This is a genomic window from Bacillus sp. TSO22 (assembly GCF_020223595.1).
Classification (GTDB): Bacteria; Bacillota; Bacilli; order Bacillales; family Bacillaceae; genus Bacillus; species Bacillus inaquosorum.
The window spans coordinates 662,625-686,674 of record NZ_JAHAWO010000001.1 but is presented as its reverse complement, the minus strand read 5'-3'; the positions used below and the strand labels follow the sequence as shown (position 1 = coordinate 686,674).

The 24,050-nt window shown below is 44.6% G+C and carries 28 protein-coding genes; 1 reads left to right on the top strand and 27 read right to left on the bottom strand.

Features of this window, described 5'->3' with window-relative positions; all coding sequences use genetic code 11:
• Positions 1 to 33: 33 nt before the first annotated feature.
• The 27 genes from spo0A to KHQ79_RS03640 all read right to left on the bottom strand — a co-directional run bounded on the left by spo0A (position 34) and on the right by KHQ79_RS03640 (position 22,843).
• Positions 34 to 837 carry a sporulation transcription factor Spo0A gene (gene spo0A / locus KHQ79_RS03770; RefSeq protein WP_003226427.1) on the bottom strand — a complete coding sequence of 268 codons (804 nt, stop codon included), beginning with the start codon at positions 835 to 837 and terminating at the stop codon, positions 34 to 36.
• A 275-nt stretch (positions 838 to 1,112) separates the two neighbouring features.
• Positions 1,113 to 2,393, bottom strand: a complete 1,281-nt coding sequence (gene spoIVB / locus KHQ79_RS03765) for a SpoIVB peptidase (RefSeq protein ID WP_003236887.1) — start codon at positions 2,391 to 2,393, stop codon at positions 1,113 to 1,115.
• 174 nt (positions 2,394 to 2,567) lie between these two features.
• Positions 2,568 to 4,298, bottom strand: coding sequence for a DNA repair protein RecN (gene recN, locus KHQ79_RS03760; protein WP_225514222.1), 1,731 nt, complete (start codon positions 4,296 to 4,298; stop codon positions 2,568 to 2,570).
• A gap of 35 nt (positions 4,299 to 4,333) precedes the next feature.
• Positions 4,334 to 4,783, bottom strand: coding sequence for an arginine repressor ArgR (gene argR, locus KHQ79_RS03755; RefSeq protein ID WP_003236889.1), 450 nt, complete (start codon positions 4,781 to 4,783; stop codon positions 4,334 to 4,336).
• 97 nt (positions 4,784 to 4,880) lie between these two features.
• Positions 4,881 to 5,726 (bottom strand): TlyA family RNA methyltransferase, encoded by an 846-nt coding sequence (locus KHQ79_RS03750; RefSeq protein ID WP_019258865.1) that lies wholly within the window; start codon positions 5,724 to 5,726, stop codon positions 4,881 to 4,883.
• The gene (gene dxs / locus KHQ79_RS03745) at positions 5,723 to 7,624 is read right to left on the bottom strand and encodes a 1-deoxy-D-xylulose-5-phosphate synthase (protein WP_003236891.1); all 1,902 of its coding nucleotides are present in this window, start codon (positions 7,622 to 7,624) and stop codon (positions 5,723 to 5,725) included. Before dxs ends, KHQ79_RS03750 begins: the two co-directional genes overlap by 4 nt.
• Before the next feature lie 180 nt (positions 7,625 to 7,804).
• Complete coding sequence (locus tag KHQ79_RS03740) at positions 7,805 to 8,695, bottom strand: polyprenyl synthetase family protein (protein WP_003236893.1); 891 nt, start codon at positions 8,693 to 8,695, stop codon at positions 7,805 to 7,807.
• Positions 8,685 to 8,939: an exodeoxyribonuclease VII small subunit gene (locus KHQ79_RS03735; RefSeq protein ID WP_003226409.1), complete on the bottom strand. Its 255-nt coding sequence runs from the start codon at positions 8,937 to 8,939 to the stop codon at positions 8,685 to 8,687. The genes KHQ79_RS03740 and KHQ79_RS03735 overlap by 11 nt, the downstream gene beginning before the upstream one ends.
• Entirely contained in the window at positions 8,936 to 10,282 is a 1,347-nt protein-coding gene (gene xseA / locus KHQ79_RS03730; protein ID WP_133486983.1) for an exodeoxyribonuclease VII large subunit, read from the bottom strand. The genes KHQ79_RS03735 and xseA overlap by 4 nt, the downstream gene beginning before the upstream one ends.
• A 137-nt stretch (positions 10,283 to 10,419) precedes the next feature.
• Positions 10,420 to 11,271 (bottom strand): bifunctional methylenetetrahydrofolate dehydrogenase/methenyltetrahydrofolate cyclohydrolase FolD, encoded by an 852-nt coding sequence (folD, locus tag KHQ79_RS03725; RefSeq protein WP_003226403.1) that lies wholly within the window; start codon positions 11,269 to 11,271, stop codon positions 10,420 to 10,422.
• An 11-nt stretch (positions 11,272 to 11,282) separates the two neighbouring features.
• The gene (gene nusB / locus KHQ79_RS03720) at positions 11,283 to 11,678 is read right to left on the bottom strand and encodes a transcription antitermination factor NusB (protein ID WP_003236895.1); all 396 of its coding nucleotides are present in this window, start codon (positions 11,676 to 11,678) and stop codon (positions 11,283 to 11,285) included.
• Between the two features lie 263 nt (positions 11,679 to 11,941).
• Entirely contained in the window at positions 11,942 to 12,349 is a 408-nt protein-coding gene (gene yqhY, locus KHQ79_RS03715) for a fatty acid biosynthesis protein YqhY (protein ID WP_003236896.1), read from the bottom strand.
• Positions 12,350 to 12,369: 20 nt separating this feature from the next.
• Positions 12,370 to 13,722, bottom strand: a complete 1,353-nt coding sequence (gene accC, locus KHQ79_RS03710; RefSeq protein ID WP_003236897.1) for an acetyl-CoA carboxylase biotin carboxylase subunit — start codon at positions 13,720 to 13,722, stop codon at positions 12,370 to 12,372.
• An 11-nt stretch (positions 13,723 to 13,733) separates the two neighbouring features.
• The gene (accB, locus tag KHQ79_RS03705) at positions 13,734 to 14,216 is read right to left on the bottom strand and encodes an acetyl-CoA carboxylase biotin carboxyl carrier protein (protein WP_003236898.1); all 483 of its coding nucleotides are present in this window, start codon (positions 14,214 to 14,216) and stop codon (positions 13,734 to 13,736) included.
• Between the two features lie 155 nt (positions 14,217 to 14,371).
• Entirely contained in the window at positions 14,372 to 15,034 is a 663-nt protein-coding gene (spoIIIAH, locus tag KHQ79_RS03700; protein WP_003236899.1) for a stage III sporulation ratchet engulfment protein SpoIIIAH, read from the bottom strand.
• Positions 15,035 to 15,724, bottom strand: coding sequence for a stage III sporulation protein AG (spoIIIAG, locus tag KHQ79_RS03695; protein WP_019258869.1), 690 nt, complete (start codon positions 15,722 to 15,724; stop codon positions 15,035 to 15,037).
• A complete protein-coding gene (spoIIIAF, locus tag KHQ79_RS03690; protein ID WP_003236901.1) occupies positions 15,717 to 16,337 on the bottom strand; it encodes a stage III sporulation protein AF in 621 nt (206 codons plus the stop codon). Before spoIIIAF ends, spoIIIAG begins: the two co-directional genes overlap by 8 nt.
• 13 nt (positions 16,338 to 16,350) lie before the next feature.
• Positions 16,351 to 17,550 (bottom strand): stage III sporulation protein AE, encoded by a 1,200-nt coding sequence (gene spoIIIAE / locus KHQ79_RS03685; protein WP_003236902.1) that lies wholly within the window; start codon positions 17,548 to 17,550, stop codon positions 16,351 to 16,353.
• 18 nt (positions 17,551 to 17,568) lie between these two features.
• Complete coding sequence (spoIIIAD, locus tag KHQ79_RS03680; protein WP_003230228.1) at positions 17,569 to 17,970, bottom strand: stage III sporulation protein AD; 402 nt, start codon at positions 17,968 to 17,970, stop codon at positions 17,569 to 17,571.
• 6 nt (positions 17,971 to 17,976) lie between these two features.
• Positions 17,977 to 18,183, bottom strand: coding sequence for a stage III sporulation protein AC (spoIIIAC, locus tag KHQ79_RS03675; protein ID WP_003153142.1), 207 nt, complete (start codon positions 18,181 to 18,183; stop codon positions 17,977 to 17,979).
• Positions 18,184 to 18,205: 22 nt separating this feature from the next.
• A complete protein-coding gene (spoIIIAB, locus tag KHQ79_RS03670; protein WP_003236904.1) occupies positions 18,206 to 18,721 on the bottom strand; it encodes a stage III sporulation protein SpoIIIAB in 516 nt (171 codons plus the stop codon).
• Entirely contained in the window at positions 18,715 to 19,632 is a 918-nt protein-coding gene (gene spoIIIAA / locus KHQ79_RS03665; RefSeq protein WP_003236905.1) for a stage III sporulation protein AA, read from the bottom strand. Before spoIIIAA ends, spoIIIAB begins: the two co-directional genes overlap by 7 nt.
• A 75-nt stretch (positions 19,633 to 19,707) precedes the next feature.
• Complete coding sequence (locus KHQ79_RS03660; protein WP_003226379.1) at positions 19,708 to 19,989, bottom strand: YqhV family protein; 282 nt, start codon at positions 19,987 to 19,989, stop codon at positions 19,708 to 19,710.
• Positions 19,990 to 20,132: 143 nt separating this feature from the next.
• Positions 20,133 to 20,690, bottom strand: coding sequence for an elongation factor P (efp, locus tag KHQ79_RS03655; RefSeq protein ID WP_003236907.1), 558 nt, complete (start codon positions 20,688 to 20,690; stop codon positions 20,133 to 20,135).
• Positions 20,691 to 20,714: 24 nt separating this feature from the next.
• Positions 20,715 to 21,776, bottom strand: coding sequence for an aminopeptidase PapA (papA, locus tag KHQ79_RS03650; protein ID WP_019258873.1), 1,062 nt, complete (start codon positions 21,774 to 21,776; stop codon positions 20,715 to 20,717).
• Positions 21,777 to 21,778: 2 nt separating this feature from the next.
• Positions 21,779 to 22,219, bottom strand: a complete 441-nt coding sequence (gene aroQ / locus KHQ79_RS03645) for a type II 3-dehydroquinate dehydratase (protein ID WP_019258874.1) — start codon at positions 22,217 to 22,219, stop codon at positions 21,779 to 21,781.
• 87 nt (positions 22,220 to 22,306) lie between these two features.
• Complete coding sequence (locus KHQ79_RS03640; RefSeq protein WP_080010833.1) at positions 22,307 to 22,843, bottom strand: YqhR family membrane protein; 537 nt, start codon at positions 22,841 to 22,843, stop codon at positions 22,307 to 22,309.
• 225 nt (positions 22,844 to 23,068) lie between these two features.
• Between KHQ79_RS03640 and KHQ79_RS03635 the strand changes: the two genes are divergently transcribed.
• The gene (locus KHQ79_RS03635) at positions 23,069 to 24,025 is read left to right on the top strand and encodes a DUF1385 domain-containing protein (protein ID WP_225514221.1); all 957 of its coding nucleotides are present in this window, start codon (positions 23,069 to 23,071) and stop codon (positions 24,023 to 24,025) included.
• Positions 24,026 to 24,050 lie beyond the last annotated feature (25 nt).

The following is a 24,050-nucleotide window of genomic DNA, read 5'->3' as shown; positions in this document are numbered from 1 at the left end:
GTTTGATTTAATCATCGCTTAATATACTCATGCTTAAGAAGCCTTATGCTCTAATCTCAGCTTATCCGCAACCATTGCAATGAACTCTGAATTTGTCGGTTTAGCTTTTGTCATGCTGACTGTATAGCCGAACAATGAGGAAATGGAGTCAATGTTTCCTCTGCTCCACGCCACTTCAATTGCATGGCGGATCGCTCTTTCTACACGGCTTGCGGTTGTGTTGAATTTTTTGGCGATGTCCGGATAGAGGACTTTTGTAATGCTGCCGAGCAATTCGATGTCATTGTATACCATTGAGATTGCTTCGCGCAGATAGAGATAGCCTTTAATATGCGCCGGGACGCCGATTTCATGGATAATGCTTGTGATGCTCGCGTCGAGATTTTTCTTTTTTGGTTCAGGCTGGCTGCTGCGTATAATGCTGCTTTGCGATGATGGCGCACGGTGCGTCACGCTGCTGGCATTTCCGCTGACCTGACGGATATGTCCGACAAGGTTTTCCATATCAAACGGTTTGAGAATAAAGTAGGACGCGCCTAAATCGACGGCCTTTTTCGTGACATCTTCCTGTCCAAAGGCTGTCAGCATAATGACATTCGGCTGTTTTTTCAGATCTGATTCCCTCAGCCGCTCTAAAACCGCAAGTCCGTCCAAATGCGGCATAATAATATCCAATACGAGCACATCGGGATCTTTTTCTTTAAACAACGACAGGCATTCCTGTCCGTTATAAGCTACACCGATCACTTCCATGTCTTCCTGTCCTTCTATATATTCACTCAACAGGCTTACCAGCTCTCGATTATCATCAGCAACACAAACTTTAATTTTCTCCACGTTTCTTCCTCCCCAAATGTAGTTAACAGGATTCACCCTTGCTACATGTTTACATTCGACAAAACCGCTATATACCCTCTAAAAAAATCATAATCACCAATATTAGTGGCATATCTTTGTTATTCTATGTTTTTCTCCGTTTTTCGACTAAAAATGAAATTTGACAAACAAGGAAACGTGAATTTGTCGAAAAATCTTCTTTTGTACATTTTACCGTATGTATTCTGAGAAGTGAAGAGGAATAAAAACAAAAAAACTGCCGGAAATTCCGGCAGTCAGCTTGCTTTTTCTTTTCCGTAAATATCGATTCCTGCTTCTGACAGCATCCATTCAATATGAACGCCGTAGCCGCTTGTCGGATCATTTACAAACACATGGGTGACAGCGCCGATCACTTTTCCATTTTGAATGATCGGGCTTCCGCTCATCCCCTGTACGATGCCTCCTGTTTCTTTCAACAGCCTCGGATCGGTTATTTTTAAGACCATTCCTTTTGTCGCCGGGAATTTTTGCGGCGTCGTGCTGACGATTTCAATATCAAATTTTTCTACCTTGTCATCATCAATGACCGTTAAAATTTCAGCCGGCCCTTTTTTGACTTCATTAGAAAACGCAACCGGCAATGCTTGATCTGAAATGTTGTTTTGAATTGGCTGATGCAGTGTGCCGAAAATCCCAAATGGGCTGTTTCTGTTAATATCCCCGATCGTTTTGCGTTCTGAGGAAAATCGCGCCAGTTTTTCTCCCGGATTTCCGCCTGTCCCTTTTTCAATCGATGTTACAGTGGATTTGACGATTTCTCCATTCTCCACTACGATTGGTTTCTTTGTGTCCATATCGGAAATCACGTGGCCAAGTGCTCCGTATTTTTTTGTTTTCGGTTCATAAAAGGTCATGGTGCCGATGCCAGCAGCCGAATCCCTGATATATAATCCGATTCTGTACTTGCCTTCTGCTTCATCCTTTTCTGGAATGAGCTTTGTTTTGATTTTTTGCTTATCACGTTTAATCAGCAAATCTAACGATTCTCCGGTTTTACCGGCCTTTTGGATAAATGGGGCTACATCATTCATTTTTTCAATTTTCTGTCCATTCATCTCAATAATGATGTCGCCCGCTTCGATACCGGCCGTTTCTCCCGGAGATTTTTTGCCTTCACTTGTGTTGATTTGATGAAACCCGACGACAAGAACACCGACGGAATGAAGTTTAACACCGATTGATTGTCCGCCAGGTATGACTTTTAAATCAGGAAGAACTTGCACTTTTGTTTTTTTGATTGGAAATCCGGCAAGATCGTATACTAATTCTGATTCACCTGATTTTTTGCCTGTCACCTTGATTTCGTGCGGGTCTTTTTTTACTGTAAACGCTTCTGACGATTCTTGTGCATGAGCGTTTACCGATAAGCTCGTTTCAATCGCTTGTGTTTGGGTTTCAAATACTCTCATTTGCGTTGGAATCAGTAAATACTCTTTTAGCGGTTTGCATAAACCTACACTTAATAACGAAACAAGGAGAATTAAACCTACTGCTTTTCTGATGTTATCGGGCATTCACTACTTCACTCTCCTCGCTCCTATCCCACACCTTCTTTATGACTTGCTGCTACATCATTTAATTTTGCCTTCTGACGCCTTATTTATAACTGTCATATAAAGAAAAACATTGGATATACTGATGAACGAATGGATGTGTGCGAAAAAAATAAGCTGCGCTTCTCGCGCAGCTTACCCAGTTGTTTTGACTTGATCCGCTTGTTTTAAAAGTTCTTTCGCATGGCGTTTCGTCAAGTCTGTTACTTCGACTCCTGCAATCATGCGCCCGATTTCCACTACCTTTTCCTGCTTAGACAGCGGCTTGACATGTGTCGTCGTTCTGCCGTCTTTTAACTCCTTCGCAATATAAAGGTGCGTATCGGCCATGGCAGCCACCTGAGGCAAGTGAGTAATACACAGCACTTGTGATCCTATTGACACTTTATGGATCTTCTCAGCGATTGCCTGGGCGACTCTGCCGCTTACACCGGTATCGACCTCATCGAATATAATCGACGTCACATCCTGCTGAGAGGAAAAAATGCTTTTTATGGCAAGCATTACCCGAGACAACTCTCCCCCGGAAGCGACTTTCGAAAGAGATTTTAGCGGTTCACCTGTATTGGTTGAAATTAAAAACTTCACCAGATCTATCCCTTGTTCAGTCAGCTGAACAGGCTGGCCGTTTACAATCGGCGCCTCCTCATTGCGGGACGCTGTTCTGACCTTAAATTCCGTATCAAACGTTGACTTTTCCATGTACAGGCTTTTTAATTCCCGATGAATCTCATCGGCCAGCTTTTTCGCCCATGCTTTCCTGATTTGCGAAACATTTGCCGCTTCCACTGCGACATCTTTACCGACTGAGTCAAGCTCCTTCTTCAAGCTTTGAAGGTGGCTGTCCCTGTTTTCAATTTGGTCTATCTCTTCTTCAATTTTAGAAGCGTATTCTAAAATATCCTCAACAGATGCACCATATTTTCGTTTCAGCTGTTTGATTTCATTAAGACGTGTTTCAATATAATTCAGGCGTTCCGGATCATACTCAAGCTCGTCCAGCATATTTCTCATCTGAAATGTAGCGTCCTCCAGAAGATAGTAGGAGTTCGAAACACTTTCAGACAGTTTTTTCAGTGGTTCATTAATATCGGATATATCTTCAAGCTGCGCTGATGCCATTCCGACCCAGTCCAGTCCGCCTTGCTCACTGCGAAGCGCGTTATACGCATTTTGCAGCGATTCATATATCTTCTCAAAGTTTGAAATTTGCTGGCGTTCTTCTTGGAGCTGTTCATCTTCATTAAGCTCAAGCTTTGCCGATTCGATTTCTTCGAGCTGAAATTGAATGAGATCAAGGCGGTGGGCCATTTCCTGTTCGCTTTCAGAAAGATGTTTTAGTTTTTTAAGCAGCTTCATGTAACGCTGGTATCCTTCCTGATACGCTTGGAGCGCGCTTTCCACTTCGGCTCCGGCAAACTTGTCCAAAAGCTGGAGATGATTTTCGTCCTCCATTAACAGCTGGTTATCGTGCTGCCCGTGAATATCTAATAAAAGCCTGCCGATCTCTCTTAACGAGGCAATCGTGACAAGCTTGCCATTAACCCGGCAAACGCTTTTTCCACTCGTGCTGATATCCCTTCTCATAACGATCATTTCGTCTGAAACGTCGATTCCCTGCTCAGCGCATACATCTAAAACGGGATGGCCGCTCTCCAACAAAAACAGCCCTTCAAGCTCGGCTTTTGCTTCTCCATATCTGACAAATTCAGAAGATCCGCGGCCTCCGACTAAAAGAGAAATGGCATCTATGATGATGGATTTGCCGGCTCCGGTTTCTCCTGTTAAAACCGTGAGCCCGCGTTCAAAAGAAATCGTCAGTTCCTCAATAATGGCAAAGTTTTTAATCGATAGTTCAGCTAACAAACAGCATTACACCTCTTATCTTTGTTAGATTTCTGTTACAGCAGCTCAAGCAGTCTGTTTTTTACGCCGTCTGTATCTTCAGGAGTCCGGCAAATAATTAAAATCGTGTCATCTCCGCAAATGGTCCCCATAATTTCATCCCAGTCCAAATTGTCCATCAGCGCCCCGATTGCCTGGGCGTTGCCCGGCATCGTTTTCAGCACAATCATATGGCTTGCAGAGTCTACTTTCACAAATGCGTCCATCAGTGCCCGCTTCAGCTTGGACAGCGGATTGAAACGCTGGTCTGCCGGAAGACTGTATTTGTAAGAGCCGTTATTCGTAGGCACTTTTACAAGGTGAAGTTCTTTAATATCCCGTGAAACCGTGGCTTGCGTTACTTTGTATCCATCCTGTTTCAGCATGTCGACCAATTCATCTTGCGTTTCGATTTCATTGCTTGTAATGATCTCTCTGATTTTAATATGCCTCTGGCCTTTGTTCATGTAAGCACCTCTATTTCCAGCTTATCTGTTCTTTTATGTTATATGATTCTCTGCAAATTGTACATGAATGCAGAAAAAAGGAATAATAGTCGCCCTATTATTCCGGTACATCTGCTTTTTTTTCTTTTAACGTCTTATGTGCCTCTTCTACAATGCGGATGATCTCTTCTTCCGGCAGCTCCTGTCCTTCCTGTCCCTCTCCCGGCCAATGCAAATGAAGGAGAAATTCAATATTTCCGTCTCCTCCCGTGATAGGAGAAAATGACAGGCCTTGGCAGATATAGCCTTCAGCCGCAGAAAAACTGATCATTCGCTTGAGAACATCAGCATGCACTTTAGGATCTCTGACAATCCCTTTTTTGCCGACGGATTCCCGTCCCGCTTCAAACTGCGGCTTAACAAGAGCCATGCAGTCACTGCCCGGTACAAGCAATGTTTTGAGAACAGGCAGGATAAGCCGCAGTGAAATAAAGGATACATCAATCGTAGCAAACTCCGGCATGCCCTTTGTAAAGTCTGCCGGTGTTGCGTAACGGAAGTTGGTCCGTTCCATTACGACGACCCGTTCATCTTGTCTGAGCTTCCACGCAAGCTGATTGTAGCCTACATCCACCGCGTATGACTGTTTAGCTCCGTTTTGCAGAGCGCAGTCCGTAAAACCGCCGGTGGAGGAGCCAATATCAATCATGATTTTATCCTTAACAGAGACGGGAAACTCCTTCAGCGCTTTTTCAAGCTTTAAGCCGCCTCTGCTCACATATTTTAGCGGGTTTCCTTTGACGGTTAACGGTAAGTCACGGTCAATTTTTTCCCCGGGCTTGTCCAAGCGGTTTTCGTTTGAATAGACGATCCCCGCCATAATAGCTCTCTTGGCTTTTTCCCGCGTTTCCGCCAGCCCTCTTTCCACTAGTAATACATCTAAACGTTCTTTCTTTGACGTCATGATCCAATTCCTTTATGTGTCTTCGGCGGCATCAGTAATCTAATCCGGTCTGCCGCCTGCTGTTTTGTTAGTCCAATTTCTTCAAGAAGCGCCGTTACGCTTCCGTGTTCAATAAAACGATCCGGGATACCCATTCTGTCAATTGGTGTAAGATATTCACCTTGATCATGAGCGAATTCTAAAATCGAGCTTCCGAAACCGCCTTCTAAGACCGCTTCTTCAATCGTTAAAATCGGCAAGCCTTCTTTTAGGATATCCTTCATCATCTTTTCATCAATCGGCTTAATAAAGCGCGCATTCACAACGCGCACGGAAAGGCCTTCTTTTTGCAGCTCTTCAGCTGCTTCAAGCGCCATTTCGATTGTTGTTCCAAACGTTAAGATGACAGCGTCGTTCCCTGGACGCAGCACCTCCCACGTGCCGATCGGAATCGTTTTCAGCTGTTCATCCATTTTTACGCCGAGTCCGTTTCCGCGCGGAAAACGCATCGCAATCGGGCCTTCATTATAGCTGAGTGCTGTATGAACCATGTGCTGTCCTTCATTTTCATCTTTTGGCATCATTAAGACGATGTTTGGAATGTGACGCATAAACGCAATATCAAACACGCCTTGATGTGTCTCTCCGTCAGCGCCGACGAGCCCTGCACGGTCAATGCCAATAAACACATTGGCGTTTTGACGGCAGATGTCATGAACAACTTGGTCATATGCCCTTTGCAGGAAGGTTGAATAAATCGCCAAAAACGGCTTCATCCCCTGCATTGCCATAGCTGCTGCCATCGTAGCGGCATGCTGTTCTGCGATTCCTACGTCGAACATGCGGTCAGGGAATTCCTTTGCAAAGCCTTCAAGCTTAGAGCCGACAGGCATAGCCGGCGTAATGGCTACAATGCGTCCGTCCTCGCGCGCCATTCGCTGCACAGTGCTGCTGACTAGGCCGCTCCATGAAGGAGCTGCGGCTTTCGGTTTTACAAAGTCACCGGTATTAATTTTATATGGTCCGGTACCATGCCATGTTCCAACCGTATCGGTTTCAGCCGGTTTGTACCCCTTCCCTTTTTTCGTAATGACATGCAGGAGAACAGGGCCTTTCGTTTTTTTGGCGTATTGAAGATTCTCAATCAGCTCATGATAAGAATGTCCGTCCACCGGGCCTAAATACGTAAAACCAAGCTCTTCAAAAAACATTCCCGAGACGAGCATGTATTTCAGGCTGTCTTTGACTCGTTCCGCCGTGGCGGCAAGTTTGCCCCCGACTGCCGGAATCTTTTTAAACAAGTATTCGAGCTCGTCTTTTACCCACTGGTATTTCCCTGCAGTGCGCAGTCGTCCGAGCATAGAATGAATGGCGCCGACATTCGGTGCAATACTCATTTCATTATCATTCAGGATGACAATCATATCTTTTTTCTCGTCGCCGATGTGGTTCAGCGCTTCGAGCGCCATTCCGCCAGTCAGCGCGCCATCACCAATGATCGGAATAATAAATTCATCCGTACCTTTAATATCACGCGCAGCAGCCATCCCCATCGCACCTGACAGAGAAGTTGAGCTGTGCCCGGTTTCCCAAACATCATGCTCGCTTTCACTCCGCTTTGGGAATCCGCAAAGCCCTTTGTACTGGCGAAGCGTCGAAAATTCTTTTCCGCGTCCTGTCAGCAGCTTGTGGACGTAAGACTGGTGGCCTACATCCCACAAAAATTTGTCTTTCGGGCTGTTAAATTCCTTATGCAGCGCAACAGTAAGCTCTACGACACCTAAGTTTGGGCCGATGTGGCCGCCGGAAGCAGATAAAGTTGTAATTAAAAATTGACGGATTTCATCACTTAATTTCTCTAATTCATCAATGGACATGTTTTTTAAAAACGACGGGTCCTGTATTGATAAAAGATCCAAAGCGGATCAACTCACTTTCAGCATGAATTTCTGCAATGATACATGTCTTCTACAAGCCGAGCTGGACAATGGCCAGTTCTCAGACATAAAAAAAGACAAACACGCTTTTCCTTTTCATTTTTCATATAAACTGCTTACATTTTACCATATCTCGTGCAGCCGCTTCAAATTAGGATCGTTTCAGTGATCTCTTGCCGCAATTAAATCACAAAGCTCAAATAAAAGATCTTTTTGAAGAGAGAGTCCGCCGATTAAACGCTTCGCCTCATTGATGTGAACATCCAATTTATGTTTGGCCCCTTCCAGTGAAAGAAGTGACGGGTAAGTCGATTTGTCGTTTGTTGTATCCGAGCCGACACGTTTGCCGATTTTCTCTTCACTGCCTTCTAAATCTAAAATATCGTCTCTGATTTGAAAACCGATTCCAATGTGACTGCTGAAGGTACGCAGCGTTTCAATGTCTTCCTCAGGCGCATCCGCCAAAATAGCACCGGCAATGACGCAAAAACCGAGGAGCTTGGCTGTTTTCCGTTCATGAATGGATTCGAGCTCTTCAAGCGTGACTTGGCGGTTTTCCGCTTCCATATCAGCTACTTGCCCCCCGACCATGCCTTCAGTGCCTGCCGCTGAAATCAGTTCATTCACAAGCCGAAGCCGCTTTTCTGCTGACACCTCGTCTGACACGTGGGAGGTGATCAGCTTAAAGCTTTCCGTAAGGAGCCCGTCACCGGCTAATACTGCTGTCGCTTCACCGAATACTTTATGGTTTGTCGGCTTCCCGCGGCGCAAATCGTCATCATCCATACAAGGAAGGTCATCATGAATTAACGAATATGTGTGAATCATTTCGACAGCACACCCAACTGGAATGCCGTCCTTTTCACTTTTCCCATAGGCGTTTAATACAGCCAGTACAATGAGAGGACGCAGCCGCTTTCCGCCAGCCTCAAGGGAATACAGCATAGACTTTTTTAATGAGTCCGGCATATCAAGCTTCTCTGTATAGACAGAAAGCTGATTTTCAATCGTTTTTTTCCGCTCCGCCAGAAAGCTCGTTAATTTATTTGTCACCTTCGTCTTCCTCCTGAACACTAAAAGGTGCCAGTTCGCCGTCTTCTTTTAAAATGAAATCCATTTGTTTTTCGACTTTTTGCAGCTTTTCGTGGCACATTTTTGAAAGAGCCATGCCTTCTTGGAAATAGTTAATCGCTTGCTCTAAAGGCACATCGCCCTCTTCAAGCTTTGACACAATGCTTTCAAGCCCTTTCATCGCTTCTTCAAATGTCATGTTTTCATTTTTTTTCACGTCTGTCATTTTTCTTCCCCTCTCTTTTCTAATACTTCACAGGTCAGCACGCCATCCTTCAGCTTGACCTCAACCTGGTCCTTCTCTTCTATCTGACTGACACTTTTAATGAGTTCGTCTTCTTTATAAGCCAAGCTGTATCCTCTTTCCATCACTTGAAGAGGACTTAACGCATTCAGCTTGCCAAGAACAGTTTGAAATTGGGAATGCAGCTGCTTCATTTGGATATTCATATTTTTTCTCAGCTGATTTGTTTGTTCCTCGTATCGTGTTCTCGCTTGCTTCAGCTGTTCATGAGGATGCAGCGCCTCTAATCTGTACGTTTCACGCTCAAGCTGTCTGCTTTTTCGATCTAAAAGAGCGGTAAGCTGTGCTTGAAACTGTTGATAGGCAAGGTCAAACTGCTGCTCTTTTTGCGCATACAAACGCTTTGGAAAACGAAAGGCATACGAGGATTGCAGCGTTTGAATCCGCTCTTTTTTCTGGCCGAGATGCTGCTGCATCGCTCTTGTCATCCTGACTTCCGCTGTTTTTGTCCGTTCGATTAAATCAGTGGTATGCGGTACGGCAATCTCAGCTGCTCCTGTCGGCGTTGCGGCTCTGATATCAGCGACAAAATCACTGATCGTAAAGTCCGTCTCATGCCCGACTGCCGATATAATCGGAATGTTAGAAGCGAAGATCGCACGTGCTACAATTTCTTCATTAAATGCCCACAGTTCTTCAATCGAACCGCCGCCTCTCCCAACAATTAATACGTCGCAAACCTCTTTTTCATTTGCCTCTTCAATGCGCTGAACGATGGATCTGCTCGCATTTTCGCCTTGTACGAGCGCTGGAAGAACAATAACTTTTACAAGGGGATATCTTCTTTTTAGAGTTGTAATGACGTCTCTGACAGCGGCACCCGTTGGAGATGTCACAACCCCGATTGTGGCTGGAAATGCGGGGATTTGTTTTTTGTAGCGGTTATCAAATAAACCTTCTCCGGCAAGCTTCTTTTTTAGCTCTTCGTACGCTAAATAAAGCGCTCCGACCCCGTCAGGCTGCATTTCTTTGGCATATAATTGGTAGTTTCCGCTCGGTTCATATACGGAAATTCCGCCTCTGACCAGCACCTTCATGCCGTTTTCAGGTTTAAAAGGCAGACGCTCGCTCTGTCTCGCGAACATCACCGACTGCATTCTGGCATTTTCGTCTTTCAATGTGAAATAAATGTGGCCTCTTGTGTGTATTTTTACATTCGATAATTCGCCTTTAATCCAAATATTTTCAAGGTGAGGATCTACATCGAATTTTCGTTTTATATACTTTGTCAGCGCTGAGACAGTAACATACGCTGTTTCGCCCATGTCTCAAACTCCTCTCATAAGCATTCCTGCACCATAACTAAAGAAAACCCGCCCTGGCTTTAGGAGCCTGAAGAAGCGGGTATCGTGCTCATATTCACAGCGGGCAAAACGTCCCACCTGTGAATATCTCCAATTATCTATGATAACGTACGTTTCGCAGATTTAACAGTATTATGCGCAAGCATCGTGATGGTCATCGGACCTACTCCGCCAGGAACCGGCGTGATGAAGGACGCTTTTTCCTTTGCCCCTTCAAATTCAACGTCTCCGCAAAGCTTTCCGCTTTCCAGACGGTTAACGCCGACGTCAATGACAACAGCGCCCTCTTTGATCTGGTCTGCACTGATGAAGTTAGCTCTGCCGACTGCCACCACCAAGATGTCCGCTTTTTTCGTATGTTCGGTAATATTTTCCGTTCTTGAATGACAGTAAGTAACCGTCGCGTTTTCATTTAATAAAAGCTGGCCGACAGGTTTGCCGACAATATTGCTTCGGCCGACTACAACAACCTCTTTACCGGAAAGGTCGATATTGGTTTTCTTCAAAAGCTCAACAATTCCGTGAGGCGTACAAGGAAGAAACGTATCTTCGCCAAGGAGCATTTTCCCTACGTTTAATGGATGAAAACCGTCTACATCTTTATCAGGAGAGATACGTTCGATCACCGCTTTTTCAGAAATATGGTCTGGAAGCGGGAGCTGAACGAGAATGCCGTGAAACTCAGGGTCTTGATTGTATTGATCGATTATGGATAGCAGTTCAGCTTCTGTGAGGCTGCTGTCAAATTGATCGAGCTTGAAATTCATTCCCATTGTTTCAGCCGCTTTTTTCTTTCCTCGCACGTAAGAGTGAGAAGCAGGATCATCTCCAATCAAAATAACCGCCAGTCCAGGAGTGACGCCTTGCTTTTTAAGCTCTTCTACCTCTTTTGCCAATTGTTCGCGTTTTTCTCTAGCCGTTTCTTTTCCGTCGATGATTGTTGCAGTCATTTTCTTTCCTCCTATGATTGTTCAATATCAGATTTAATGTTAGAAAGAACCCCGTTTACAAACTTTGTCGCTTTGTCATCACCAAACCGTTTTGCCAGCTCAATCGCTTCGTTCATGGAGACATTCACCGGAATGTCTTCGACATATGCCATTTCGTATGCTGCCAGACGCAAAATCGCGCGGTCAACATTGGCAATCCGATCGAGCTTCCAATTCACCAGATGCTTGGAAATCATTTCATCCAGCTGGACTTGGTGTTCCAATACCCCGTGTACAAGCTGTTCAAAGAAAGGATCTGTTTTTTCTTCATCCAATGCGTGTTCAATGGCTTCATTTACTGCGATATCGCTGACATCAATTTGAAATAGTGCCTGCAAAGCTTTTTCTCTTGCTGTTCTTCTTTTCATTTTCTTTCTCCTTTGATCCTCTTTATCCGCTTGTCGTTAAGCCACAAAGAGATCATAACATATTTTTTTCGTATCCGCATATTGAAATCAAGGTTTTTTACCCTATTACCGAATATTTTCACACACCTTGATATGATCATTCGGATTTCACGTTCATGAAGAAACTCGGCTGCCTTGAGCCGGCTTTCTTCATGCTTTGAAATAAAGGGTAACGTGTAAAAAAACCAAAGGGCCGCCCTCCCCTTGGTTTTTTGTTAAGCCATTTACATTTCTTCGTCGATTTGGACTTCTTGGGCTTTTGTGTCAAATTGAATGCCGACGATGTGAATATTGATCTCGTTAATCGAAAGAGACGTCATATTTAATAAGGTTTGACGAATGTTTTCCTGAACGGACGCTGCAACTTTCGGAATCGAAACGCCGAATGTAACAACGCAGTATACATCGATCGTAATTCCGTCATCCGCCAGGTCGACTTTGACACCTTTGCCATGATTCACTTTACCGAAGCGCTCGACGACGCCTGTCGCAAAGTTTCCGCGCATTTCGGCAACACCGTCAACTTCTGAAGCTGCTATGCCGGCAATGACCTCAATGACTTCCGGTGCAATCTCAACCTTACCTAAATGCGTATCTTCTTGATCCATTTTAAGCAAGCTGTTGTCTTTCATTCAATTCACCTCCGTAAAAATTATGAGCCCATTACATCATATGTTTCTAAAAATTTCGTATTAAACTCTCCGCTAACAAATGTTTCGTGTTCAAGCAGTTTTAAGTGGAACGGGATTGTTGTCTCAATGCCTTCGATCACGAATTCGCTCAATGCGCGCTTCATTCGGGCAATCGCTTCATCTCTCGTTTTTCCATATGTGATCACTTTTGCAATCATGCTGTCATAGTACGGAGGGATGGAATAGCCCGGATACGCAGCTGAATCTACACGGACACCAAGACCGCCAGGAGGCAGGTACATTTTAATTTCACCAGGTGACGGCATGAAATTTTTACTTGGGTTTTCTGCGTTGATTCGGCATTCGATAGCCCAGCCTTCAAATTCGACATCTTCCTGCTTGAGGCTCAGTTCCATTCCTGATGCAACTTTGATCTGTTCCTTAATCAGGTCGGTTCCCGTTACCATTTCTGTGACTGGGTGCTCTACCTGGATTCTCGTATTCATTTCCATGAAGTAGTAGCGCTGTTCTTTGTAGTCATAAATAAATTCAACAGTTCCCGCGCCTGTATAGCCAACTGCTGTTGCAGCCTTAACCGCTGCATCTCCCATCTGCTCCCTGATTTCTGAATCAAGCGCCGGAGACGGCGTTTCTTCCAAAAGCTTTTGCAGGCGTCTTTGAATCGAGCAGTCGCGTTCGCCCAAATGGATCGTATTTCCGTAGTTATCGGCAAGCACTTGGATCTCAACATGACGAAAATCTTCTATGTATTTTTCGATGTAAACACCTGGATTTCCGAATGCTGTTGCAGCTTCCTGCTGTGTAATCTTAATGCCTTTGACCAATTCCTCTTCGGTGCGGGCAACCCTGATTCCTTTTCCGCCTCCGCCTGCGGTGGCTTTTATAATTACAGGATACCCAATTTCATTAGCAAGCGAAACCGCTTCTTCCACATTTTCTATAATTCCTTGTGAACCCGGTACGATCGGTACGCCGGCCTGTTTCATCGTTTCCCGCGCAACATCCTTTGTTCCCATTTTTGAAATGGCGTCAGCGCTCGGGCCGACAAACGTGACGTTAACTTCTTCACATAATTCCGCGAAATCAGCATTTTCAGCTAAAAATCCATATCCCGGATGAATAGCGTCTGTGCCTGTCAGCTTTGCAACACTTACTATATTTGTAACGTTTAAGTAGCTGTCTTTTGATGCTTTCGGTCCGATACAAAAAGCTTCATCGGCCATTTGAACATGAAGGGCATCTTTATCAGCTTCTGAATAAACAGCGACAGTCTCAATTCCGAGCTCTTTGCAGGCTCTGATGATTCTGACAGCAATTTCTCCTCGGTTGGCGATCAATAGCTTTTTAATCATGTTAAGTCTCCTTACTCTGCTTTCACAAGAAATAGAGGTTGTCCGTATTCGACCAGCTGGCCGTTTTCTACTAATACTTCAACGATTTCACCTTTTACTTCCGCTTCGATTTCGTTGAATAGCTTCATTGCTTCTACAATGCAGACAACTGTGTTTTCATTTACTTTTGAACCAGCCGTTACATAAGGGCCCGCTTCCGGTGATGAAGATGCATAAAACGTTCCTACCATTGGCGAAGTGATTTTATGCAGATTTTCATCTTGCTTCGGTGCTTCTTGGGCAGGTGCCGGCGCTGCTTGCTGCGCTTGCGGCTGAACTGCCTGCGGAGCCTGAGCTTGTACAGGTGCTGCCGGCGCCTGCTGCATCACTTGAACAGTGCCTGCTTCATGTTTTTTCAGTTTTAAGGATACACCTTCATTTTCATATACGAATTCGTCAATTGTAGACTCGTCAATTGCTTTAATCAGCTCGTGGATTTCTTTAATATTTAACATTCAATCGCACTCCTATGTATGAAATTTCTTTTTTATAGGTTACTACTAAAAGTACATACTATGTTTATCTTACAGGAGCGGACTTTTGAATTCAACTCTAATATGATTGGCACGCAAAAAGCCCGCTGCTTAAGCGGGCGTGTTTTTCCTCTTTTTCACTTGGATGGCTCAAATGTGACAGCGACGTCTTTCATTGTTTTGATTTCTTTTGCCACAAGGTCTATGATGGCTGTCGCCTTCGATTTGGAGTGTTTGTCTGATTTGACAGTAATGTTGATTTTATCTCCTTCAGCATTGACGAGCGCGTCTTCGTAGCCTTGTGTTTTAATAAGGGTTTCCAGCTGTTTTTCTGTTCCTTCTACTTCACTGAGAGCCGTCATTTTATCATATGCTTCGCTCTTTTCCTTTGCTGTTGCATCATCGCTTGACACAATCGCATTCAGCTCTTCTCTTTCTTTGCTTCTGGCATCTTCTAAATCAAGACGGTACGTCGTAAACAGATCATCATCAGCTGTTTCAGTTACAACAGTTCCTTTTTCACTGGCTTCAGCTGATGTTTCCTTGTCTCCAGATGAATCTTTCGTGCCCTTTGTTCCATCTTCTTTTTCCGTTTCTGTTTCAGTTTCTGTACCGTTTTTTTCCTTCGTGTCTTGCTTGGCAGGCGCTTTTTCAGTTGCAACCTCTCCGCTGTCAGACGCGCTTTTTTCACTTTGCATTTGCACGGCATTTTTACTTTCCGGCGACATGATATAGTAGACGCTTAACACCACGACAAGACTGAGCATTGTTAATAGCCAAACGGTTTGTTTTTTAAGCATTTATGAATCCTCCTTTATTTTTTTAGGGGCAACCGCAACCCGGTGGCTTGGTACATCCAGGACCCGTGTCACCGCTTCAATAATGGTTTGTTTTATTTGAACGTTGTCCACTCCTTGAGCAACAACGAGTACACCGCGTATATCAGGCTTTTTCGTTTGGACGACGACGGGCGTTTCCTTATCGCCGTTTTTGATCATGACAATTTCTTCTTCTGACGTCTGGTCTGTAACGCTTCTTGTTCCGCCTTCTTTGTCTGTTTCTTCAGTGGTTGTATTTTTGTTTGATTTGTTTTTTTCGTATACTTTCAGCGACGTTGCATCAACATTCACGACAACAGAGACATCGTCCACACCTATGATCGTTTCAAGAATTTCTTTCAGCTGATTTTCGTATTCTTTTTCATAATCATCGATCGAGTCTTTAGGTTCATCAGATTTTGAGGCTTTAAACACTTCGGCTGTTTTCTCTTTGCTGTCTTTGGTATCTTGTGATGGTACTGCCGTTATCGTTTTGGCGTTTTCTGTTTTCTCAGGTGAAGAAAACAGCTGGCTGACAAGCATAAAGGAAACTCCGAGAACAAAAACGAACAGAAAGTAATGATATTTGGTCAGCTTCGGCTTTTCACCGTCCTTCGTTTGCCCCGGAAGAAACTGCTTTTTCAATACATTCCATAATCCGTTTTTATTCATTGCCGACACTCTCCCCGCCTTCCATATGAACCGTAATTTTCTCACTTCCGATTTCCCAAATGTCCGCAAGCTGTGACTGGATCTGTTTGGCTTCTTTTTGTTCGGCTGCTTCTTTCGTTACGTATGCATGATCTGTATCAATGTTGACCGGCGCGACCGTTTGGACCGTTTTTTCAGAAGACGGGGCCATATACACGCTGATTGTTTTAATATCCTCTTCTGAATCTACCTTTTCTCCTGCCGTGAGTTTGATGTTGTCTACTTTGTATTCATCATGACTGAATCTCTCCTCTGCTTTCTTTTTTAATTGGACAGCCATTTCTTCTAAAATATATGCGCGCTGGGAAGCTTGTATTTCTATTTTTTTTGAATTGATTTGATTTTTTATGTCGGCAGACTCTGACTGCCCGTTTTTTGTGAGGTACTCAAAGATGACTGCAGGGTCTGTGTTGAAAAGCTTAAAAATCGGCGTGAGCATGACGACAATCAAGAGCAGGCTGACTACCATTTTTGCGTACTTTTGCATGCTGGAGCTCGGCAGCAGCATATCAATTACAATTGCAAACAGGATAAACAACACGATGGTGGTCAGCCATTCAGTTAAAAAACTCATCCGCCAGCCTCCTTTATTTCATCATCATCGTGAGGTTTCCGGCTGTGATTATGACGGTAAGGCTTAAAAAAAACATGAGAGATACAATGGCGAGAGCTGCAAAAATATAAATGACGCTTTTGCTGATGACATCGAGGCAAGTAATGACGGGCCCGCCTCCAAGCGGCTGAAGAATCGCGGCTGCCAGCTTATAAATAAAAGCGAGGGAAAGCACTTTGATTGCCGGAAAGGCCGCAATACAGATCAAAATAGCGACACCGAGAATCCCTACTGTATTTTTCAGCAATAAGGAAGCACTGATCACTGTATCTGTCGCGTCTGTAAACATCCGGCCAAGCACAGGAATAAAGTTTCCGGTTATAAATTTTGCCGTCCTGAGCGTAATGCCGTCTGTCACTGCAGCTGAGGCTCCCTGAACAGAGATGACGCCGAGAAAGATGGTGAGAAAGACGGCCAGTGCGCCGATGGCGATATTTCTAAGCAGATTGGCCAGCTGCGTTACTTTGTATTGTTCGGTCATTGTACTGACAATGCTCAGAATCGCTGATAAGAAAATGAGCGGCATAACAATATTCTGAATCAAGAGACCGCTTGTATTCATCAGAAAGAGGATAACAGGATGAAAGAAGGCTGCAGATACAGCTCCGCCTGAGGAAGCCAAAAGCGCCAAGAGGAGCGGAATGAGCGCCAATATAAAGCTGGTCATCGTCTGAATGGCCTCTGTCGCATAATTGATTGCCACATGAAAACTGTTTAGCGCAAGGATAATCAACACCATGTACACAATTGAGTAAGCGACTTTGCTGACGGTGCTTTGCTGAAACGCATTTTGCAGAAGCTGCAGGATGACGCAAAATATCGTGAGCAAAATCAATGTGCCCAGCAGTTTTCCGTTGGCAAGCACTTCATGAAACAAATAAGAAAAAAGAGCTTTCAGCCATTCTTGCGGTGAAAATGATTTATCGCCGTTGATAAACTCCATTAAGCTGCCTTTTTGGCTTTCCGGCAGCAGTCCGCCGTACTCTGTCATAATGTCATTCCAAAATTCACCGATCTTGTCTGTTTCAAGCGAGTCCGCTGTCCTTTCCGCTAATTGTTCAGCCGTTTCAGCATGGTCTTCCGTTTGTTCGGCGTCACCAGCTGCTTGTACCATTTCTGCACGGCCTGCTATGAGCAGCACGGCCAGAAGCAAAGCCCATTGAAAACGCTTCAATCTACCGCCTCCTTTCGGTTATGACATAGAAGGTATAAGTCCGAGAATCGTTTCGATAATGACTGTTAAAATAGGCACAGCCATAACGAGAATTAAAATTTTCCCCGCCAATTCTATTTTCGAGGCGATGGCCCCTTGACCGGCATCCTTGGTGAGCTGCGCCCCGAATTCAGCAATATAGGCGATTCCGATAATCTTTAAAATGGTTTCAACATAAACCATGTTGACGTTTGCATTAATCGCGATTTTTTCTATCATTCGAATAATGTCGTAGATTTGATCTACTAAATAAAGAAAAATGGCACAGCCGGCAAACACGACGATTAAAAACGCAAAAGTCGGCTTTTGTTCTTTTACAATCAAAGAAAGGAAGGTGGCGATCAGCCCTAAACCTACAATTTGAACAATGTCAATCTGCAAGCCCCCCTATCCTTGGAATAAAAACACAGCTTTTATCTTTTTAAAAAGGTCATCTACGATCGTGGCGACCATAAATAAAATATAGATAAAACCTAACAGCGTCACCCACTGGGCATATTCTTTTTTGCCCATCTGATCCAAAATCGTGTGTAAAAAAGCAACCACGATTCCCACTCCGGCGATTTGAAATATGACATTCACGTCTACTCCCATTTTATTTTTGCTCCCCTCACGTTTACATCAATAGAAGAATGAGTAACAAGCCCGCTAAAAAGCCCAAACTTTTTATCATCTTTTCATTTTTTGCTTGTGCCTGCTCAGCATCCGCTTCAGAGGCTTCCAAGTGTGTCAGCGCCAGCTTGATGTGCTTTTGCTGCGAGATTCGATCATGAATCCCGAGCGTCTCACCAAATTGCTTTAGCACTTCATATTCGCTTTTTTTCAAAGACATGCTGTCCCACACTTTCTTTAAGCTTTGCTCCCACGCCGTTTTCGCGGAATCACTGCCCTTGTCCAGCTGATCACTAAACGTGATAAAAAGAGCCGAAACAGGCTGTGCCAGCTGCTTGGCAATCTGCTGTGAAGCGGTATGAAGCGGTGTATGGCCGTACATGATTTCTGCCTCGAGAGATTGGAGCGCCGCACGCAGCTGGCGGATTTGCCGCGGACGTTCTGTATATATCTTCGCCATCTCAAAACCTGTCCATGTTGTCGCTACCACAATGAATACAGCGCCCAGCAGCTTCAACATTTCTTCATCGTCCCAGACAGCACATTTCCGTCTTTGTCATAAATCCGGCTTACTGTGCCCGGCCCCTTCGCTCTCGATAATTCCAAATAGCGGTCAAAGGCTCTTTCTTCCCACAAACGCTTCAATGAAGGCCGCTTCATCAGGTCGGATATGCTCCAGCCATGCGCCGAGACGATTACTGAAACACCGGCATGCAAGGCCTCAAGAAGTGCATCTGTATCTTCCACGCGCCCGATTTCATCGACAATGATCACCTCAGGGCTCATCGATCGAATCATCATCATCAGACCCTCAGCCTTTGGACAGGCGTCTAATACGTCAATCCTCTGTCCAAATTGGTGCTGCGGAATGCCGCGCAGGCACCCGGCAATTTCTGACCGTTCATCGACGATTCCTGTCTTTACGGGCAACATGAGATTTTTGCCGGTGCTCGAGAGTCTCGCAAGATCCCGGAGAAGTGTTGTTTTGCCGGTTTGCGGCGGACCGATAATCAGCGTATTCAGCCAGCTGTCTTGATACAAGTATGGAAGCAGCGGCTCCGCAATCCCCAGCTTTTGCCGGGCAATTCGTATATTAAAAGATGTGATGTCACGGAGGCCTTTCACACCTCCGTTTTCCGTAATGACTCTGCCTGCCAGTCCGACTCTGTGGCCGCCTCTGATCGTGACATACCCTTTCTTCAGCTCTTCTTCGAGCGTATACATACTATAGTTGCTGAGCCGGCTAAGGATCAGATGGGCATCCTCGGCCGTGCCCGTATAGGACAAAAAAACAGGTTGTCCTTTTCGAATTAATTCAACAGGGCGGTTGACCCGAATTCTGACTTCTTCGATTTCCAGCCATTGATGTTCCGGTATTTCAGAAAGGGCGTTTTTCATGGATTCTGGGAGAACCTCAGCGATTTCATTCAACAGAGCCTCCTCCTTTCTACCGATTGGCTTCTTTAAAATGTATGATGTGAGGCAGACTTTATGACAAGCCTCTCTTTATTTATGAACACCCGCTAAAATCAAAACAACACCCGTAAAAATCAGTATCAGCTTTGCATACGACAGCTGCCCGGCAATTTGATAGATTCCGACAGTCATGGTAATGATAAATATCAGCGGACCGACAATAGCGAGAATGCTGTTAACCACAACCGCCTTCCGGACATCATTTGTCACAAGCATGATAATCGCTGCCGTCAGCTCAATCATTGAGGATAAAACTCGCAATCCGGCCATTGTTAAAACAGTAGAATTGATATTTCCAAGTAAAAATTTCATAGCACTCTCCCAACCTCCCATTTTTTTATATGATATGCTCTAGCTTGCAGAAGTAGTCTTGTCATTTTCGTATAAAAGAAAGATTCTGTTTTTGGGCAAAAAAAAAGCCTGCTCCCATTCGGGAACAGACTTCTTATTTCTTTCTACGCTCTTGAAACGTAAGAACCGTCTGATGTATTGACAACAAGTGTGTCGCCTTCATTCACAAAGAACGGCACGTTGACAACAAGGCCGGTTTCAGTTTTCGCAGGTTTTGTACCGCCTGATGCTGTATCACCTTTAATACCAGGTTCAGTCTCAACAACTTTCAGCTCAACTGTGTTTGGAAGTTCGATACCGAGCGTTTCATCTTGGTACATCATGATATGCACAGACATGTTTTCAAGCAGGTATTTTAATTCCTCTTCGATTTGAGCCTCGCCCAGTTCAAGCTGCTCATAAGAAGAAGTATCCATAAATACGTGCTGATCTCCGTTTGCATATAGGTATTGCATTGTTTTTGTTTCGATTTGCGCTTTTGCTACTTTTTCACCAGCGCGGAAAGTTTTTTCCTGAATCGCGCCCGTACGAAGGTTGCGGAGTTTAGAGCGGACAAACGCCGCGCCTTTACCAGGTTTTACGTGCTGGAAGTCAACGACGCGCCAAATGCCGCCGTCTACTTCGATTGTTAATCCTGTACGGAAATCGTTAACTGAAATCATGTTTAATGTCCTCCTATATTCCAATCACAAAATAATAAGTTCTTTTGGGGAATGGGTGATTGTCCGGTTGCCGTTTTCTGTAATCACGATGTCATCTTCTATGCGGACACCGCCTGTTTCTGGTATGTAAATGCCCGGCTCCACTGTGACCACCATGCCCGGTTCAAGGATAGCTGAAGATCTGACGGACAATCCCGGCGATTCATGAACTTCCATACCGAGCCCGTGCCCGGTTGAATGGCCGAAATATTCACCGTAGCCTTTTGCAGCAATGTGATCCCTTGTGAGGGCGTCAGCCTCTTTTCCTGTCATGCCCGGCTTAATATGTGCGACGCCGAGTGCCTGAGCATCAAATACGACCTGATAAATCTCCTTCAATCGATCACTGGGCTGACCGACAGCGACCGTACGGGTAATATCAGAACAGTATCCTTTATAATAAGCGCCAAAATCAAGTGTAACAAGGTCTCCGCTTTCAATCAGCTTGTCACTGGCCACACCGTGCGGAAGGCTCGACCGAAGGCCCGAGGCGACAATCATATCAAAAGAAGAGCTATCAGCTCCCTGGCTTCTCATATAAAACTCCAGCTCATTGGCAACAGCTATTTCAGAAATGCCGGGTTTCATAAACGTCAAGATATGTTTGAAGGCATCATCTGCAATCTTCGCAGCTTCCTCTAATATCTTAATCTCTTCACTAGACTTAATCAAGCGCAACTTTTCTACGGATTCAGCCACAGGCACTAATTCAGCCTCACTGATAACCGCGCTGTATGATGCGTATGTGCCGTATGTCATGCTGTTCTGCTCAAAGCCGAGACGCTTGATGCCGAACGCTTCAACCGTGTCGGCTGTAGTCTGAATCAAGCTGCCGCCATGCTCAATGATCTCAAAGCCCTTTACCTGAACCTTCGCCTGCTCTGTATAACGAAAATCGGTAATAAACGCTGCCCTGTCACCTGATATAACAGCCAGGCCAGCTGAACCTGTAAATCCTGTCATATAGCGTACATTTGTGCTGCTTGTAATCAGCATTCCGTCAATCCCCAGCTGTCCAAACAGGTTTCTTAATTTCTCTAGCTTCATCTTTATTCTCCCCCTTGCTGGCTTATTAAGTAGCGGAGAGCAAGCTTGTAGCCTTCAGATCCAAGACCGACAATCTGCCCTTTCGCAACCGGAGCGATGACCGACTGATGCCTGAATTCCTCCCTGGCGTATAAGTTTGATAAATGCACCTCAATCACTGGAAGATTAATGCTTGAAACAGCATCCCTGATCGCATAGCTGTAATGGCTCAAGGCGCCAGGGTTCAGAACAATCCCGTCGTATTGCTCCTCAGCCTCATGTATCGCATCTATCAAATCACCTTCGTGGTTAGACTGGAAGAAAGTGAGCTGGATATGTAAGGCTTCAGCAAAATGAAAAAGGTCTGTTTCGATATCGGTCAGTGTCCGGCGGCCGAATACCTCCGGCTCACGCTTCCCCAGCCGATTGACATTCGGCCCGTTCAAAATCAAAAAATGAGGCACATGAATCTCTCCTTTTCGCGAGGGTTTCTCATGTAAAAAATGTTCACTTCTCGTGAACATTTTACCATACTGGAAATGGATAATACACTATTCTCTATGCGTTCCCAGCGCACGTGCCAGCTTTTCCGAATTCAGCTCATTGTATTCAAATGAAATGGAATAACCGACAAACAGCCCGTAAAGCAAATAAATGCAAATGGTTGTAATAATTGTATCTGGTTTCAGTTCGGTCACCGCGCGCACATCAGGAAAAATCGGATTAAAAACAAAAAACACGAGTAGCCAAAGCAGCAAGCCGTATAAAATACCCGGCCACATTGTTTTTAAACGTTTCAATAGAAGAAAATAAAGAAATGCTGCGCCAATTGAAATAATTCCGATCAAAATGATGCTGATTATGGTTCCAAGTCCATGTTTTTTCCACTCTCCGAGCACAAACGGCTGCAAAATCATATTCGGACTGACTTCGGAAAAATGAAACAAATACGCAATATAAGCGATAAAACTCCATAATACGCCGCCGCAAAAACCTGTTGCCGCCACCCTGCCGGCCATCGGAACAGGCGGTCCTTGCTTCTCAGTCGATTCTTGATTTTGTTCTGTATTTTTTTCACTTGTCATCACGGCACCTCCAGTTAAAGTGTGCCCAAAAAATGAAATGTCAATAAAAAAGCTCACACTTTTTGGCAGCTGCGAGTAAAATTTGAAAATAACGGGTATAATGCATGAAGAAAAAGCAAGGCTATGGCAACTTTTCAGCCTGTCAATCTAGAGGTTTAGCGCTGTTTCCTGTACAATAGAGTGAAAGGAAATGGTTAGCAATCCTAAAGAAATAGGCAGGTTGATAATATGTCAAAACATAAAATTCCGCCCGCTTACGGCGGGCAGGCAGTTGTGGAAGGCGTTATGTTTGGCGGAAAGCATCATTACGTTACGGCGATCAGAAGAACGGATGGGAGCATTGACTTTTTTAAGCTTCCCCGCAAACACAATCCGAAACTGAACATCGTAAAAAAGATACCGTTTTTACGAGGAATCGCGGCCATTATTGAAGCGAGCGCAAACGGCACCAAACATTTAAATTTTTCAAGCGAACGTTACGGGCTCGATCCATCGGAAGACGAGACACTTGAGCAGGAAGAAAAAAAATCCTCCGGTCTGTCTATGTATCTCAGCCTCGCGGTAATCGGCGTCTTATCATTTTTGTTCAGTAAATTCGTATTTACATTGGTTCCTGTTTTCTTAGCTGAACTGACAAGGCCGATTTTTTCATCGGACAAAGAGCAAATCGCGGTTGAAAGCCTGTTTAAGTTGATTTTGCTGCTCGGCTATATTTATTTTCTGTCCATGACACCGCTCATTAAAAGAGTGTTTCAATATCATGGAGCCGAACATAAAGTCATAAACTGTTATGAACAGAATTTGCCAATTACAGTGCAGAATGTTCAAAACCAATCTCGGCTTCATTACCGCTGCGGATCAAGCTTTATATTATTTACGATTATTGTCGGCATGTTTGTCTATTTGCTCGTTCCGACAGATCCGCTTTGGCTGCGTGTTATAGATCGTGTCGCGCTGATACCAGTCGTACTCGGCATATCCTTTGAAGTTCTCCAGCTGACTAACAAAGTGCGTGATATTCCCGGACTGAAATTTCTTGGATACCCGGGCCTCTGGCTTCAGCTGTTAACAACAAAAGAACCTAAGGATGACCAGGTTGAAGTTGCCATCGAAAGCTTTAACGAGCTTCTCAGACTCGAAGAAATGTCTGAACAAAATCAGAAGCCTTCTCACAACGTCATCTAAAATCCGTTGCCCTGCTATTACTTTC